Source organism: Actinacidiphila sp. bgisy167, from assembly GCF_057707665.1.
In genome coordinates, this window is sequence record NZ_JBYIQP010000044.1 from 20,718 (window position 1) to 33,909 (window position 13,192).

At 70.4% G+C, this 13,192-nt stretch carries 16 protein-coding genes and 4 pseudogenes; 10 read left to right on the plus strand and 10 right to left on the minus strand.

Features of this window, described 5'->3' with window-relative positions; translation table 11 throughout:
* Positions 1-473: 473 nt before the first annotated feature.
* The 3 genes from AC3ET4_RS18025 to fmdA all read left to right on the plus strand — a co-directional run bounded on the left by AC3ET4_RS18025 (position 474) and on the right by fmdA (position 2,871).
* The gene (locus AC3ET4_RS18025; protein ID WP_431950507.1) at positions 474-770 is read left to right on the plus strand and encodes an FmdB family zinc ribbon protein; all 297 of its coding nucleotides are present in this window, start codon (positions 474-476) and stop codon (positions 768-770) included.
* 132 nt (positions 771-902) lie between these two features.
* Positions 903-1,544, plus strand: coding sequence for an AmiS/UreI family transporter (locus tag AC3ET4_RS18030; protein WP_431950509.1), 642 nt, complete (start codon positions 903-905; stop codon positions 1,542-1,544).
* Between the two features lie 79 nt (positions 1,545-1,623).
* On the plus strand, positions 1,624-2,871 hold the full coding sequence (gene fmdA / locus AC3ET4_RS18035) for a formamidase (RefSeq protein WP_431950511.1): 1,248 nt from the start codon (positions 1,624-1,626) through the stop codon (positions 2,869-2,871).
* 82 nt (positions 2,872-2,953) lie between these two features.
* Here fmdA and AC3ET4_RS18040 read toward each other — a convergent pair whose 3' ends face one another.
* The 4 genes from AC3ET4_RS18040 to AC3ET4_RS18055 form a co-directional block, all read right to left on the minus strand.
* Positions 2,954-3,625 (minus strand): hypothetical protein, encoded by a 672-nt coding sequence (locus AC3ET4_RS18040; protein ID WP_431950513.1) that lies wholly within the window; start codon positions 3,623-3,625, stop codon positions 2,954-2,956.
* 74 nt (positions 3,626-3,699) lie between these two features.
* Positions 3,700-4,293, minus strand: a complete 594-nt coding sequence (locus AC3ET4_RS18045) for a hypothetical protein (RefSeq protein WP_431950515.1) — start codon at positions 4,291-4,293, stop codon at positions 3,700-3,702.
* Positions 4,286-4,837 carry a SigE family RNA polymerase sigma factor gene (locus AC3ET4_RS18050; RefSeq protein ID WP_431950517.1) on the minus strand — a complete coding sequence of 184 codons (552 nt, stop codon included), beginning with the start codon at positions 4,835-4,837 and terminating at the stop codon, positions 4,286-4,288. The genes AC3ET4_RS18045 and AC3ET4_RS18050 overlap by 8 nt, the downstream gene beginning before the upstream one ends.
* 137 nt (positions 4,838-4,974) lie before the next feature.
* Complete coding sequence (locus tag AC3ET4_RS18055; RefSeq protein WP_431950519.1) at positions 4,975-5,475, minus strand: MarR family winged helix-turn-helix transcriptional regulator; 501 nt, start codon at positions 5,473-5,475, stop codon at positions 4,975-4,977.
* Positions 5,476-5,672: 197 nt separating this feature from the next.
* Here AC3ET4_RS18055 and AC3ET4_RS18060 point away from each other — a divergent pair.
* Positions 5,673-6,522: pseudogene (locus AC3ET4_RS18060) on the plus strand (alpha/beta fold hydrolase).
* Between the two features lie 86 nt (positions 6,523-6,608).
* Here the strand turns inward: AC3ET4_RS18060 and AC3ET4_RS18065 are convergent.
* The gene (locus AC3ET4_RS18065; protein ID WP_431950521.1) at positions 6,609-7,475 is read right to left on the minus strand and encodes a hypothetical protein; all 867 of its coding nucleotides are present in this window, start codon (positions 7,473-7,475) and stop codon (positions 6,609-6,611) included.
* A 21-nt stretch (positions 7,476-7,496) separates the two neighbouring features.
* Positions 7,497-8,030 carry a SigE family RNA polymerase sigma factor gene (locus AC3ET4_RS18070; RefSeq protein ID WP_431950523.1) on the minus strand — a complete coding sequence of 178 codons (534 nt, stop codon included), beginning with the start codon at positions 8,028-8,030 and terminating at the stop codon, positions 7,497-7,499.
* A 70-nt stretch (positions 8,031-8,100) separates the two neighbouring features.
* Here AC3ET4_RS18070 and AC3ET4_RS18075 point away from each other — a divergent pair, with 70 nt between their 5' ends.
* Positions 8,101-8,385, plus strand: coding sequence for a hypothetical protein (locus AC3ET4_RS18075; protein WP_431950524.1), 285 nt, complete (start codon positions 8,101-8,103; stop codon positions 8,383-8,385).
* A pseudogene (locus AC3ET4_RS18080) lies at positions 8,367-8,688 on the plus strand (DNA-binding protein); the annotation flags it as partial. The gene AC3ET4_RS18075 and the pseudogene AC3ET4_RS18080, both read left to right, overlap by 19 nt.
* Before the next feature lie 30 nt (positions 8,689-8,718).
* On the opposite strand, the gene AC3ET4_RS18085 reads toward AC3ET4_RS18080, so the two are convergent.
* The 3 genes and pseudogenes from AC3ET4_RS18085 to AC3ET4_RS18095 form a co-directional block, all read right to left on the minus strand.
* Entirely contained in the window at positions 8,719-9,162 is a 444-nt protein-coding gene (locus AC3ET4_RS18085) for a cytidine deaminase (RefSeq protein WP_431950526.1), read from the minus strand.
* 35 nt (positions 9,163-9,197) lie between these two features.
* A pseudogene (locus AC3ET4_RS18090) lies at positions 9,198-9,380 on the minus strand (PIN domain-containing protein); the annotation flags it as partial.
* Positions 9,381-9,514: 134 nt separating this feature from the next.
* Positions 9,515-10,144, minus strand: coding sequence for a TetR/AcrR family transcriptional regulator (locus AC3ET4_RS18095; protein ID WP_431950528.1), 630 nt, complete (start codon positions 10,142-10,144; stop codon positions 9,515-9,517).
* 68 nt (positions 10,145-10,212) lie between these two features.
* On the opposite strand from AC3ET4_RS18095, the gene AC3ET4_RS18100 reads away from it, so the two are divergent.
* Positions 10,213-10,857 carry a peroxiredoxin-like family protein gene (locus tag AC3ET4_RS18100; RefSeq protein ID WP_431950530.1) on the plus strand — a complete coding sequence of 215 codons (645 nt, stop codon included), beginning with the start codon at positions 10,213-10,215 and terminating at the stop codon, positions 10,855-10,857.
* Between the two features lie 323 nt (positions 10,858-11,180).
* Here AC3ET4_RS18100 and AC3ET4_RS18105 read toward each other — a convergent pair whose 3' ends face one another.
* Positions 11,181-11,753, minus strand: a complete 573-nt coding sequence (locus AC3ET4_RS18105; protein WP_431950532.1) for a GNAT family N-acetyltransferase — start codon at positions 11,751-11,753, stop codon at positions 11,181-11,183.
* A gap of 99 nt (positions 11,754-11,852) precedes the next feature.
* Here AC3ET4_RS18105 and AC3ET4_RS18110 point away from each other — a divergent pair.
* The 3 genes and pseudogenes from AC3ET4_RS18110 to AC3ET4_RS18120 form a co-directional block, all read left to right on the plus strand.
* A pseudogene (locus tag AC3ET4_RS18110) lies at positions 11,853-12,073 on the plus strand (site-specific integrase); the annotation flags it as partial.
* Between the two features lie 334 nt (positions 12,074-12,407).
* Entirely contained in the window at positions 12,408-12,692 is a 285-nt protein-coding gene (locus tag AC3ET4_RS18115; RefSeq protein WP_030973973.1) for a hypothetical protein, read from the plus strand.
* Complete coding sequence (locus AC3ET4_RS18120) at positions 12,674-13,087, plus strand: DNA-binding protein (RefSeq protein ID WP_431950535.1); 414 nt, start codon at positions 12,674-12,676, stop codon at positions 13,085-13,087. Before AC3ET4_RS18115 ends, AC3ET4_RS18120 begins: the two co-directional genes overlap by 19 nt.
* Positions 13,088-13,192 lie beyond the last annotated feature (105 nt).

Sequence of the window (13,192 nt, forward strand, 5' to 3'; positions counted from 1 at the left end):
GCGCACGCCGGTCACGAGGCGGATTCCCTGCGCGGCCTGCCCGCGGCGCGTCCCGGGCGCCCCGACATGCGTTCGCGGCCGGTGCGGGGTACAAGCGGCGACGGCGCGAGGGAGAGAGCTGGCTGAGAGGTCGCACGGATAGGCGGGGTGGAGCAAGGAGCGGGTCGAGGGCCGAGTCCGGCAAGGCGGAGAAGGGAGACGCAGCGGAGCTGCGGCGACCGACGACAACGCCGCCGGGCGAGAGCCGTCGACCCGCGACGCCGGCCCGCCTATCCGCGCGACCTTTTCATGTGATCCGGTGTTTCCCGGAGTGCCGGAAAGGGAACTCGGCAACTCCCTTCCGAAACACCCGGGGCGCCTTCTGCCGACCTTGACAACTGTCTTGCGGTGGCGTCTCCTTGAAATAGGGATTTGTCCCCCGGCGTGCGCTCAACGGGGTGTGTGCAGACGTCGAGGTTGACCTGGGTGCGCCGATGACCGGAGGCAACTTCATGGCGACCTACGAATACCTTTGCAGCGACTGCGGGCCTTTCGACGTCAGGCTGGCGATAGGCTCGGCGCCCGCCACCCACGACTGCCCCCTGTGTGCGGGCGAGTCCCGGCGGGTGTTCTCCTCGCCTTCCTTCGCCGTCACCCCGCACGCGCTCGCCGTCTCCCGTGAACGGGAGGAGAAGTCCCGTGAGATGCCGGACGTCGTGTCTGCCCTGCCGCCGCGCGAGAGCCCGGCGCCGCGGCCGCATCCGGCGCTGTCTCGGCTGCCCAAGCCCTGAACCGAGGGTGGCGATCGGGGAGTCATAGCTGTTCAGGGGGTCTGCGCCGGAGCGCGGACGCCGTTCCCGCCGCCGCGGGAACCGGGCGTCCGGTGCGGCCGGTCCCCTTGCGGACTTAGGAGGTGCGTCCCCGTGGCGAACGTGGGACTGCTCTTCGTCGGTGCTGTGCTGTTCATGAACGGCCTGCTGCTGCTGGGGAAGGTCGATCCCAAGTCGGCGGCGGTGTTCAACCTCTTCGTGGGTGCGCTCCAGGTGCTGACCCCGACGTACCTCATCTTCACGGCCGGCGGGGATCAGGACAAGATCCTGGCGGCATCCGGGCTTTACCTCTTCGGATTCACCTACCTCTATGTGGGGATCGTCCTCCTCGCGGGCATCGACAACGTCGGCGTCGGTTGGTACTCGCTGTTCGTGGCGATTGCCGCCCTCGGCTACTCGTTCGTCAATTTCCATCTCTTCAAGGACAACGCGTTCGGTGTCATCTGGCTGTACTGGGCGTTCCTCTGGGCTTTGTTCTTCGTGGTGCTCGGTCTCAAGAAAGCGGAGCACACCATCTATACGGGCTGGGTGACGGCGATCGAGGGCTGGGTCACGGGTGTGATCCCCGCGGCGCTGCTGCTGTCCGGCTACTGGAAGCACGACACGGAGATCGCCATAGCCCTGGGCGTCTTCGGCGTGGTCGTGTTCGCGGCGTTGTGGCCGCTGACGAGGGGGGCGCGGGAACGGGCCCGGGCCGAAGCGGTGGCCGCCGCGGCGTCCGGCTCGCCGCGTTAGGCGCCGGACGTGCCGGCTGCCCGGAAGTGCCCGAGGTGCGGGACCACCGTCCTGACCGGATCAGAAAAGAGAGGCTGTCATGCCCGACGTAGTTTTCAGCGTGGACCAGACCAAGTCGATGCGCGATCAGGACACCCCAGGTCACAACCGGTGGCACCCTGACATACCCGTCGTCGCCATGGTGAAGCCGGGAGCCGAGTTCCGCGTGGAGTGCCGGGACTGGACCGACTGCCAGATCGGCAACAACGACTCCGCCAACGACGTCCGCGACATCGACCTCACCGTCCCCCACATGCTCAGCGGGCCGATCGGTGTGGAGGGGGCCGAGCCCGGCGACCTGCTCGTCGTCGACATCCTCGACCTCGGCCCGGTGCCCCAGCAGGTCGGGGACGCCCCCGGCCAGGGATGGGGCTACACGGGCATCTTCGCCAAGGCCAACGGCGGTGGCTTCCTCACCGACTACTTCCCCGACGCCTACAAGGCGGTGTGGGACTTCCACGGCCAGCAGGCGGTCTCCCGGCACCTGCCCGGGATCCGCTTCACCGGCATCACCCACCCGGGACTGTTCGGGACAGCGCCCTCCGCCGAACTGCTGGCCCGGTGGAACGCCCGCGAGAAGGCGCTCATCGACACGGACCCCGGTCGCGTCCCGCCGCTGGCCACACCCCCGGACTCTGCCAACGCGCTCGCCGGCACGGCCACCGGGGACCTCGCCTCGCGCATCGCCGCGGAGGGCGCGCGCACGGTGCCGGCCCGTGAGAACGGGGGCAACCACGACATCAAGAACTTCACGCGCGGTTCCCGGGTCTTCTTCCCGGTCCACGTGAAGGACGCCAAGCTCTCCGGCGGCGACCTGCACTTCAGCCAGGGCGACGGGGAGATCACGTTCTGCGGCGCCATCGAGATGGGCGGGTTCATCGACTTCCACGTCGACCTGATCAAGGGCGGCATGGAGACGTACGGCATCTCCACCAACCCGGTGTTCATGCCCGGCAACGTCGAACCGCGCTACTCGGACTTCCTCACCTTCATCGGGATCTCCGTGGACCACGACACCGACACCAACTACTACCTCGACGCGACGCTCGCCTACCGCCGCGCGTGCCTCAACGCCGTCGAGTACCTCAAGAGGTTCGGCTACAGCGGCGAGCAGGCCTACCTGCTGCTCGGCTCGGCCCCCATCGAGGGACGCATCAGCGGCATCGTCGACATCCCGAACGCGTGCTGCTCCCTGTACCTGCCGACCGCCATGTTCGACTTCGACGTGCGGCCGTCGGCCTCCGGACCGACGCGGGCGGACCGCGGCCAGGCGGCGCTGACCTCCTGACCTCCCCACCTGTCCGACCGCATCGCGCCCGCGGCTCCCGTCCTCACCGGACGGGAGCCGCGGGCGGTCGCGCGGCGCGGGATCAGGATCGGTAGAGCGACTGGATCCTGACCACCTCGCCGTCGGCGTCGAAGCTGAGGTCGAAGCCCACCCAGGTCCGGACCGAGGCGGATTGGGCCCACCACCGGCTGATGAACTGCGACTGGGAGTAGGTGTGGGGAATGGAATCGTCGCCCAGCGGGACCGAGAGCAGGATGCGGCAGTCCGGTGCCAGGCGGACCGTCGTGTAGGGGCCCTTGCCAGGGATGATGTCCCACCCCTCGTAGGGTCCCGTGAGGGGTTCCTTGCGGGCGGAGCGCGCCGAGAGGTAGGTGCGTCCGTCCTTGCCCCAGACGTTCTCGAGCAGTACGAACTGCTTGCTGCCGGCCCAGTGGGTGGGGGTCCGCGGCGACGGCGGGGCCGACGGGACGGCCGACGGGCCGTCCGGTGCCGGGATTCCGGCGGGGTGCGAGGGGGAGGACGCGCCGGAGCGGCTCGCCGAGGGGGACGCCGAGGGGGCGCTTGAGGGCGGGGTGGAGGCCGGCGACGTGGCGGGGGAGGAGGCCGGGGCGGCCGCGCCGGCACGGCCGGTGTCCCCGTCGTCCACCCCCGCGCCGGAACAGGCGCCGAGGACGAGGGCGGTGAGGGCGAGGGCGGTGAGCCGGGCGGCGGCGCGGCGGCGCGGGGAAGGCGAGACGAGCACGGTGGGTCCCATCGGGTCGGTCGGGTAGGAGGTGCACAGGCTCTACGCCCCACGACCACAAGCGGGTTACACCGAAGATGTCATGGTCAGGTAACAGCCTCCCGCCGCGACCCGGCCTCCCGCAGGGACGCCACCCGCCCGTCATCGTCGTAGTCGATCTGGAAGGTCCACCGCGGCCCGCCGGCCAGTCGGCCGACCAGCTGGCCGAGTTCCCGGTCCGCGGGGCGCCCGCCGGAGAGGCGGCGGGTCTCGACCAGCGTGGTGCGCGGCAAGGTCAGCGTGTGCACCACGCCGGTGGGCTGCGGCGCTCCGCCGGCGACCGCCCGGAGCTGCAGCACGGTGACGCGCACCATGTCGCCCTGGACCACCGCGTCGTGGACGTAGCCCAGTTCGCCGGCGTACTCCTCGCCCGGCGCGGGAGCCGGGGGGACGAACGCGGCGGGCGGCGAGGTGACCGCCGCCGGCTCCGGCACCCGGGTGGTGGTCCTGGCCAGGGCGATCCCGCCTCCCAGCAGCGCGCAGCCGAGCACCGCCACGGCGCACACCCGTACCGTGCGGGCGCGGCGGCGGCGCTGGTCGCCGCGGGCCCGCACCCGGTGCGCGGCCACCGGCACGGCCCTGCTTCGGCCTGACTCGGCGAGTTCGGTGAGGAGCCTGCCCAGCTCGGTCCCGTCAGCCATGTCTGCCCTCCGGAAGTCGGCCCGCTCCGGGCTCCGGTTCCGTGTGCGCCAGCAGCCGTGCGAGCGTCGCCCGCCCACGGCTGAGGTGCACCTTGACGGTGCCGACCGGCGTGCCGGTCTCGGCCGCGACCTGGTCCACCGGCAGATCGCACAGATGGTGCAGGACCACGGCGCGCCGCTGGGCCTCCGGGAGACGCCGCAGCGCCTCGACCAGCACCACGTGGTGCGGCTCCGGCGGTGGGACGACCGGGGGCGGTCCCTCCCGGCGGGCCAGTGCGAGGGCGGTGCGCACGCGTCGCCACCGGCTGACGGCCAGACGCCACGCCACGGTGCGCACCCAGGCCTCGGGCGCGCCGTCCAGATCGATGTCGGCACGGTGCTCCCAGGCCCGGGCGAAGGCCTCCTGCACCACGTCCTGAGACTCCGCGAGGTCGCCCGTCATCGCGTACAGCTGTCCGACGAGGCGGCCGACGCTCGCACTGTAGAACGCGTCGAACTCACGCTCCCCCGTCGCGCGCCCAGAAGGCTCCTCGGGCAGCCGCATTCCTCATCCCCCGCCGGACGCCTGTGTGCCCCGGCGCACACATGGTCGATGCCGCGGGTCCATTGTGTTGCCTGAGGCGACCATGCTCAAGCGGTGGCCCCACGGCGTCGCGGCGGGCCCGGTTCCCTCGGGCCGGGCTACGCCCTCGCGGCGGGCTCGGCGCCCGCGGTGTGGCGGTCCACGTTGGCCGTCAGCCGGCGCAGCAGGTCCTGGGCGGTGGCGACCTCTTCCTGGGTCAGCCCCATGGCGTCCCAGATCGCGAGGGGCACCGTGCGGATCTGCTCCCGCAGCGCGGTCCCCTCCGGTGTCAGCGCCACCTCGACGACGCGCTCGTCGTCCACCCGGCGCCGTCGTTCGAGCAGGCCGCGCCCCTCAAGGCGCTTGATCAGCGGAGTGAGCGTCCCGTAGTCCAGGTGCAGCGCGGCCACCAGGTCCTTGACGGTCACGGTGCGGTGCTCCCAGAGCACGACCATGACCAGGTACTGGGGGTAGGTCAGGCCGACGGCGTCCAGCAGGGGCCGGTAGACGCCGGTGACCGCGCGCGAGGCCGCGTACAGCGTGAAGCAGAAGTGGTCGTCCAGCAGCGGCGAGGGCTCCGCTTGGTCGCCGGCGCCGGGTGCGCGGGTGTCGTCGTGCACGATCCTCTCCCTTCCTTGGTCGTCGGTCGGTCTCCGGTGGCCATTGTCCCACCAACCGCGTGAGCCATGGACTCGTGTACGATTGACTTGTGCACAACTTAAATGGACGCTAGGTTTTCGTCATCGGCCGGAGCGGGACGCCCCGGACCGACCACAGGTCCGGCACGCCGCCGGGCGCAGTCCGCCAAGGAGTCACCGTGAACCTCAAGACCGTCTTCCGCCCCACCCGCAAGAACGTCGCCGTCCTGGGCGCCGCCGCAGGCGCCGTGGCCCTCGCGCTGACGGCGACGGCCCCGGCAAGCGCCGCCAAGGCGACGCACCGCCCGCAGGAGAAGAAGCCCACGGTCGTCCTGGTGCACGGCGCCTTCGCGGACTCCTCGAGCTGGAAACGGCGTGGTGACCCGTCTGAAGCACGCGGGCTATCCCGTCGTCGCCCCGGCCAATCCGCTGCGCGGACTTGCGAGCGACTCCGCGTACATCCACAGCTTCCTGGAGAGCGTGCAGGGCCCGGTCGTGCTCGTCGGCCACTCCTACGGCGGCTCGGTGATCAGCGAGGCCGCCGCCGACTCCCCGAACGTCAAGGCGCTCGTCTACATAGCGGCCTTCGCCCCGGACAAGGGTGAGAGCCTCGGGCAGCTCTCCGACAAGTTCCCCGGCGGCACCCTGGGCGAGACCCTCAACCCCGTGTCCTTCCCGCTCCCCGGCGGCGGCACCGGCACCGACCTGTACATCAAGGCCGACAAGTTCCGCGCCCAGTTCGCGGCCGACGTGCCGAAGACCGTCGCCGAGCAGATGGCCGCCACCCAGCGTCCCCTGGCGGCCTCCGCCTTCGACGAGAAGGCCGTGAACGCCGCGTGGCACACCATCCCCTCCTGGGACCTCGTCACCACCCAGGACAAGAACATCACCCTGGCCGCGCAGCGCTTCATGGCCGAGCGGGCACACGCCCACACCGTCGAGATCAAGGCCTCCCACGCCGTCTCGGTCTCCCGCCCCGATGCGGTGACCCGCATCATCGAGCAGGCTGCCCGCTCCACCGTCCGCTGACCCCCCGGGCACGGCGCTCAGCCGGTCAGTTGACGACGAAGGCCCGACCGCGTCCCGGTCGGGCCTCGCGCCATACGCCGCGCCGTTCAGCCGCCGGCGACGGTGTTCCGCTTCTTCTGCATCGGGTAGGCGTCCGCGTACCGCACCAGGTCGAGGAAGCGCGGATCACCGACCGCCGCGAGCAGCTCCTTCTCGTCGACCGGCGCCGAGACCTTGGCCTTGTCGTCCGGGTAGAGGGCGAGCGCGACATCGCTGCGGCCGAGGACGAAGCGGACCTGGGTGTACGTGGTCTGCGGCCCTCCGGTGAACAGACGGACGGCCACCGCCTTGATGCCGCCCGGCAGCGTGCCCGCCGCGCAGGTTCCGCCCTTGAGGGCACCCGGGGCCTTCGGGCAGGAGGAGCCGGGACCGGTCGGCCCGGAGCCCTCGCCGGCGGAGGGCCGTACGGACAGAGTGATCGTGAACGATCTCCCGTCCTTCGTCTCGCCCTGGTAGCGGCTCACGTTCAAGTCGACAGGGCGCACCAGGCCGACCGCGTCCGGCAGGAGTTCGTCCAGGAGAACGGCCACCTGCTGCTGGAACCGCTCCTGCCGCTTCCGCTCGGCCGACGGGAGGTCGGCCATCGACTCCTCCGTGTCATTGCTGGGCTCCAGGTGGACCGGCGTCCGGTACGGCGCCGGCTCCTCGGACACGCGCGGAGCCGGGGTGGTGCTCGCGGCGGGAAGTACGGTCCCGCCTCCGCCGCCTCCGCCCGGCAGCGCAAGAAAGCCGAACGCCGCGGCCCCGACCGCGCAGGCGACCGCGACGGTGACGGCCACCCGCGCCCGTGCCGCGCGGCGCCGGCCCTGGACCACGGCGGCCGGCACCAGGTCGAGCACCGGCGGAAGGTCCGCCACCGCGTGCTCCATGGCGTCCCTGACCAGCAGGGCGCTCCCGTGCTCTTCCTCAGGCATGTTGTCTCCCACGCTGGTTCCTCAGCTTCCCGTGGCGTAGATGTGGGCCTCGCCCAACTGGGCGCGCAGTCTCGCCAGGGAGCGTGAGCACTGGCTCTTGACGGTGGACTCGCTGCACTTCAGCAGCGCGGCGACGGATTCGACGCTCTGGTCCTCCCAGTACCGCAGCACGACCATGGCGCGGGCCCTGTGCGGCAGTCCGGCGAGTGCTGACAGAAGCGTCACCCGCAGGTCTGCGTGGTCCGGCGCGGGTCCGGGTCCGGGGCGCGAGTGGGCCAGCAGATCCCGCAGCCGCCGCTTCCGCTCCGCCAGGTAGGTGCGGGTCAGCACGGTCCTGGCGTACGCGTCGATGTGGTCGGCGGCACTCGCCCTCCGCCAGTGCTGGAACAGCTTGGCCAAGGTGGTCTGCGTCAGGTCCCGGGCCGTGTCGGCGTCCCCGCACAGCAGGTACGCGGTCCGGTACAGCCGCTTCTGACTCGCCCGGGCGAAGTCCTCGAAGCTCTCCGGCGCCCGCGGACCCCCCACCGCACCCGGGCCCCGGCGGTTCTCCGGCATCTGGTCTCCTCTCGGGGCCCGTACGGGCCCATCCGTCACCCGTGTTCAGAGCGCCCCCGCGCGCCGGAGGTTGAAGCCTGATTCCACCGTGCTGCCTCGCGGTGCCGCGGAGGGGGCTCGGGGGAGGGGCAGGGGCGCTCAAGAGCGGGACGCTGGCCGGCGGGTCGGCAAGCGTGAGTTCTCCGCGTTCATCACCGCAGCGGTGGAGCGCGAGTTGCGCGGTCAGATCCTGGACGAGTACCTGGCCGACTACGAGCGCCGCCAGGGGGCGATCTCCGAGCAGGAGCAGGAGCGGGCACGCCGAGTCTTCGACGAGGTGTTCGCCGAGGAGGGGCAGTGGCCGGACGCAAGCTGAGCCACGAAGGCACCCTCGTTCTCGACTGCGAGGGCCTGTCGAAGTTCGGCGGTGCACCGTCGGACCGACAAGGCGCGGCTCGCCCGGGTCCTGTCCGGCGTGCGGATCGTGCACATCGGCGACGACGAGGCCAAGACCGCCTCAGCCATGCCGATCAATGCCGGGCTTCACGGTCACACATACGCCATTGAGGCCGTAGTGGCTGAGATGGCGCTGCGGCAGCGCCGCCCGGTCGTCATGCTCACCTCGGACGTCGACGACATGGCGAAGCTCTGCGGAGACACAGTGCGTCTCGTTGCTGTGCAGCCGACGCCGAAGACCCGCAGGCCGCGATCACTCGGTGTGCTGGGCCAGGGAAGGCCACTGCCCGTCGGCGAACTGCCGCCCCCAGTAGTAGGGGTGCACTTCCTCGAGGGAGCGCGCCTCCCACCGGGTCGGGTCGTCAGCCCGTGGGACGGCTACCTCCACGGACGGTCCCCACAGCGCGAGCCGTTCCTGGCAGACGCCGCAGGGAGGCAGGATCAGGATCCTGCCGCGTTCCACATCGCGGCAGACGCAGACGGAGGCGGTGACGGTCCGGTTCTGGGTGTAGGCCTGGATGAATGCCCCGGTCTCCTGGCAGAGCGCAACGGAACCGTGCATGTTGTCCAGCCCGACGCTCGTCAGGATGCCGCCGTCGGCGAGCCGTACAGCGGCGGCCCCGCCGGGTTCGCCGGTGGGCCAGCGCCGATCCATGAGTTCCACGGCCGCGTCCACAAGCGTCTGATCGAGTTTCATGCGCCGGAGTGTGGCACGGACCGAGGCCGTGAAGGTCACGTGCCGGCGTCGGGCCCGTACCACTGGAGGGCTTGCCCGGTGACGGCGGCGATGCACTCGAAGTCGCGGTCGGTGCGAGAGCGCGAGGCCCTGGAGTTCGGCGGCGGCTACCACCGGGTCGACCGCCCCTGCGCTGTGGTGCCGATCTCGTCTGGTCAGGCTTCCTGGACTTGCCAGGCCGGGCTCGCGCAGAGCGGTGTCGACCGTTCCCTCTCGGCGCACGCCCAGGGCCTGCGCATCGGCGAGCCTCGGCATGACGCGGCCGCCGAGGCGGGGCAGCGACTCGCAGATCTCTTCCATGAGGCCGTAGGGGTTATGGGGTGTCCGGTGACGCCTCGAGGCCGCGGAGCAGTAGGGCGAGGCCCCCGAGGAATTCATGGTCGGCGCTGACGTGCTGGGCGTGCCGGGCGGTCTCGATCATGTGCGGGAACTCGGTGGGCGGCAGCTGGGTGATGGTGATCGTGCCTGGGCCGGACAGGGCTCCGAGATGTTCCAACTGGATCGCTCCGATGACGTAGCTGAGCAGGCCGCGTAGAGCGACGACCCGCCGTTCACCCGTGATGCCTGCCTCGGTGAGGACTGCCAGCACGGTCTCCGACCAGCGCAGCACCCCAAGAGAGTGCTGCCGGTGGGCGATGGCGAGAGGGACGACCGCTGGATGGGCGCCTACGGCGTCTCGTAGGCGTCGCGCCATGATCTCGACCCGCTCGCGCCAGGACGCGTCGGGATTCGGCGGCTCGACGTCCACGGCGCTCAGTACCAGTTCGACGGTGAGTCTTTCGAGTTCCTCGCGATCGCTGACGTATCGGTACAGCCCCATCGTGCTCATGCCGAGCTGTTGGGCGACGGCGCGCATCGACAGCCCGGCGAGTCCGTCGCGGTCGATGACGGTGAGCGCGGCCGAGGCGAGCTGATGCGCGGTGAGTGAACGTGGGCGTGGCATAACGGTTGACAGCGTACGGTAGACGCCTACGCTGGTAGGTGTACACCATACGCCTATGGGGAGTGTCCATGGCCAATTCCCGCAAACCGATGGAGCCCGGCTCCCTCGTGAAGGAACGCCGTCTCAACGCGGTTGCCGGCAGCGAGCAGGTCGCCGTTCCCGACCCCGACCGGCTGATCCACCTTCAGTTTCGGCGCTTCGCCGGATGCCCGGTCTGCAACCTGCATCTGCGGTCGGTGGTACGGCGACACCGGGAGATAGAGGCCGCCGGTGTACGTGAGGTCGTGGTCTTCCACTCGCCCGCCGAGGAACTGTTACGCCACACCACCGACCTCCCGTTCCCGGTCGTCGCCGACCCGGCCAAGCGGCTGTACACCGAGTTCGGCGTGGAACGGTCGCCCCGCGCGCTGCTGAGCCCGCGAGTCTGGGGGGCGATCGTCTGGGCGGTCGTGTCCGGCGCGTGGAAGGTTGTCCGCGGGCGGGAGCACCTGCCCTCCAGCAGCCCGATCGGCGGCCGGCTCGGTCTTCCCGCCGACTTCCTCATCGCGCACGACGGCCAGGTCCTCGCGTGCAAGTACGGCGAGCACGCCTACGACCAGTGGTCGGTCGACGAACTACTGGAACTGGCAGCCCGTGTCCAACATACGCCGCCTGCGCATCCCGGCTCCCTCGGTGATCGAAATCCTCCCTCGGCGCCAGAAGTCCAGGAGTAGCCGTCTGCGGCCGAAGCGGACACGGCTGCACCGAGCCGCGCGGGCGCAAGGCAGGTCCACTGCTCGAGGCGAAGTCGGTCCAACGGCAGGCGAAGCCCACGATGTCCCGCGCTGGCTTTGTTCACCGGTTTCGACAGCAGTTGTGCAGTGCTTCGGGAGGCACCCGGGCCCCGGCGTGTTCGATGGTCACGAGAAGCGACAGCGCCGGTGCGCGTCGATGGGAATGGCGCCGCTCCAAGTGGCCCCTACGAGCTGCTGGATGCTCCGGCGGTGCGGATGGTCGGCTTCGGGTTGGGTGCGCACCGAAGGGCGAGGTCTCGGTCCTAGCGGCCGGCTGTCGGCGTGGCCGTCGGCTGCCACTCGCGGCGGAGGAGGCCGAAGACCCAGGAGTCGGAGACATCGCCGTTGACGACGCAGTCCTCGCGGAGGGTGCCTTCGCGGACGAAACCGAGCTTCTCCAGGACCCGGGCGGAAGCCGCGTTGCGGGTGTCGGCCTCGGCCTGGACGCGGTTCAGGTCCAGGGTGTCGAACGCCCACCGCAGGACTGCGTGCGCGGTCTCCGTGGCGTAGCCGTGGCCCCACGCGGCGGCGTCGAAGACGTAGCCCAGGGACGCGCTGCGGAAGTCCGGGTTCCATCTGGTCAGGCCGCACCAGCCGATGAACGCGCCGTCGGAGGCGCGGTCGACGGCCACCCGCGCTCCTGTGCCTTCCTCCTCGATCGTCCGGCTGGTCGCGATGAAGCGCTGGGCGCGAGCCGGCTCAGTCCACGGCGGGGAGTCCCAGTAACGCAGCACGTGGGCGCTGCTGTGCAGCATGTAGAGCGGCGCCGCGTCGGCGTCGGTGAACGGCCGCAGTCGCAGGCGGGCGGTGTGCAGCTCGGGGGTGGGCAAGGTCATGCGGAGCATGCTGCCGCGTCACGCTCCACCCTGACCATCCGATTGTTCTGGGGGTTCGGGGAGGGACGGGGGCGTCCTGACCTGCGGCGGAGAGGGGCATCGGGAGTACGGGACGGCCGACTGCACGACGCTCGCCACACCGCGGCGACGGTCCTCCTTCTGCTCGGCGTTCCCGATGTCGTCGTGGACGCGATGATGGGCTGGGAGCCGGAGGCTCGGCCCGGATGCGCTCGCGGTACATACACGTGACCGGACCCGTGCTGAAGAACGTGGCTCGCCAGGTCGGCGACGCGCTGTGGAGCGCACCGGATACCAACTGAGACGGAAACTGAGACGGAGAACGTCGAAGGGCCCCACCGCGACCGGTGGGGCCCTTCGACAACGTGCCCGGTGAGGCACTGGCGGAGGATACGAGATTCGAACTCGTGAGGGGTTGCCCCCAACACGCTTTCCAAATGGTCGTCCGTGGGTTCGGAGGTGGTCGTGGGTGTCCTGACCAGCCGTGGAGCGGACTGTTCAGCGGCGTCCGGACACAGCTGAACGTAGGTGAATGAGACCAGAACCGAGACCACGAGGTGACGGGTGGGCGGCTCGCGTCGTTCTACGGGTGCTGCACCCCGACCGAATTCCTACTTGTTTGATAATGTTGGTCCCATGAGCGAGATTCCCTACAGCGTCGGCGAAGGGCCGGCCACCAGGGTCAGCCTCTCCCTCCCCGAGGGGACGGCGGAGGCGATCCGCCGACGGGTCGGCAAGCGTGAGTTCTCCGCGTTCATCACCGAAGCGGTGGAGCGCGAGCTGCGCGGTCAGATCCTGGATGAGTACCTGGCCGACTACGAACGCCGTCAGGGGCCGATTTCCGAGCACGAGCAGGAGCGGGCACGCCGGGTCTTCGACGAGGTGTTCGCCGAGGAGGGGCAGTGGCCCGCCGCAAGCTGAGCCACGAAGGCACCCTCGTTGTCGACTGCGAGGGCCTGTCGAAGTTCGTCAGTGATCACGAGCCCGTCGTCGCCCTCATCGCCGAAGCCCGCAAGCGGGGCATGGAGGTGGTCGTCAGCGCACTCACCATCATCGAAGAGGTGCATCGCCGGACCGACAAGGCGCGGCTAGCCTGGGTCCTGTCCGGCGTGCGGATCGTGCACATCGGTGACGAGGAGGCCAAGGCGGCCTCAGCCATGCTGATCAATGCTGGGCTTCATGGTCACACATACGCCATCGACGCCGCCGTGGCCGAGATGGCGCTGCGGCAGCGCCGCCCCGTCGCCATGCTCACCTCGGACATTGACGACATGGCGAAGCTTTGCGGTGACAGAGTGCGCCTCGTCGCCGTGTAGTCGACGCCCCGCCCAGGACCTGAACGTCGGGATGCGAGGTCGGCCCGTACGTCTTGTCTCAGCGCGGCGTAGCGGGGTCGGTGGACCAGTCGGTAGGGCCCAGGG

What these genes read in the sequence shown, in the direction of transcription:
- AC3ET4_RS18045 (WP_431950515.1), bottom strand. Translation starts at nt 4,293, where the DNA reads ATGGCTGACGGGACCGAGCTGGGCAGGCTCCTCACCGAACTCGCCGAG.
- fmdA (WP_431950511.1), top strand. Translation starts at nt 1,624, where the DNA reads ATGCCCGACGTAGTTTTCAGCGTGGACCAGACCAAGTCGATGCGCGAT.
- AC3ET4_RS18095 (WP_431950528.1), bottom strand. Translation starts at nt 10,144, where the DNA reads ATGCCACGCCCACGTTCACTCACCGCGCATCAGCTCGCCTCGGCCGCG.
- AC3ET4_RS18040 (WP_431950513.1), bottom strand. Translation starts at nt 3,625, where the DNA reads ATGGGACCCACCGTGCTCGTCTCGCCTTCCCCGCGCCGCCGCGCCGCC.
- AC3ET4_RS18050 (WP_431950517.1), bottom strand. Translation starts at nt 4,837, where the DNA reads ATGCGGCTGCCCGAGGAGCCTTCTGGGCGCGCGACGGGGGAGCGTGAG.
- AC3ET4_RS18100 (WP_431950530.1), top strand. Translation starts at nt 10,213, where the DNA reads ATGGCCAATTCCCGCAAACCGATGGAGCCCGGCTCCCTCGTGAAGGAA.
- AC3ET4_RS18025 (WP_431950507.1), top strand. Translation starts at nt 474, where the DNA reads ATGACCGGAGGCAACTTCATGGCGACCTACGAATACCTTTGCAGCGAC.
- AC3ET4_RS18115 (WP_030973973.1), top strand. Translation starts at nt 12,408, where the DNA reads ATGAGCGAGATTCCCTACAGCGTCGGCGAAGGGCCGGCCACCAGGGTC.
- AC3ET4_RS18105 (WP_431950532.1), bottom strand. Translation starts at nt 11,753, where the DNA reads ATGACCTTGCCCACCCCCGAGCTGCACACCGCCCGCCTGCGACTGCGG.
- AC3ET4_RS18065 (WP_431950521.1), bottom strand. Translation starts at nt 7,475, where the DNA reads ATGCCTGAGGAAGAGCACGGGAGCGCCCTGCTGGTCAGGGACGCCATG.
- AC3ET4_RS18085 (WP_431950526.1), bottom strand. Translation starts at nt 9,162, where the DNA reads ATGAAACTCGATCAGACGCTTGTGGACGCGGCCGTGGAACTCATGGAT.
- AC3ET4_RS18070 (WP_431950523.1), bottom strand. Translation starts at nt 8,030, where the DNA reads ATGCCGGAGAACCGCCGGGGCCCGGGTGCGGTGGGGGGTCCGCGGGCG.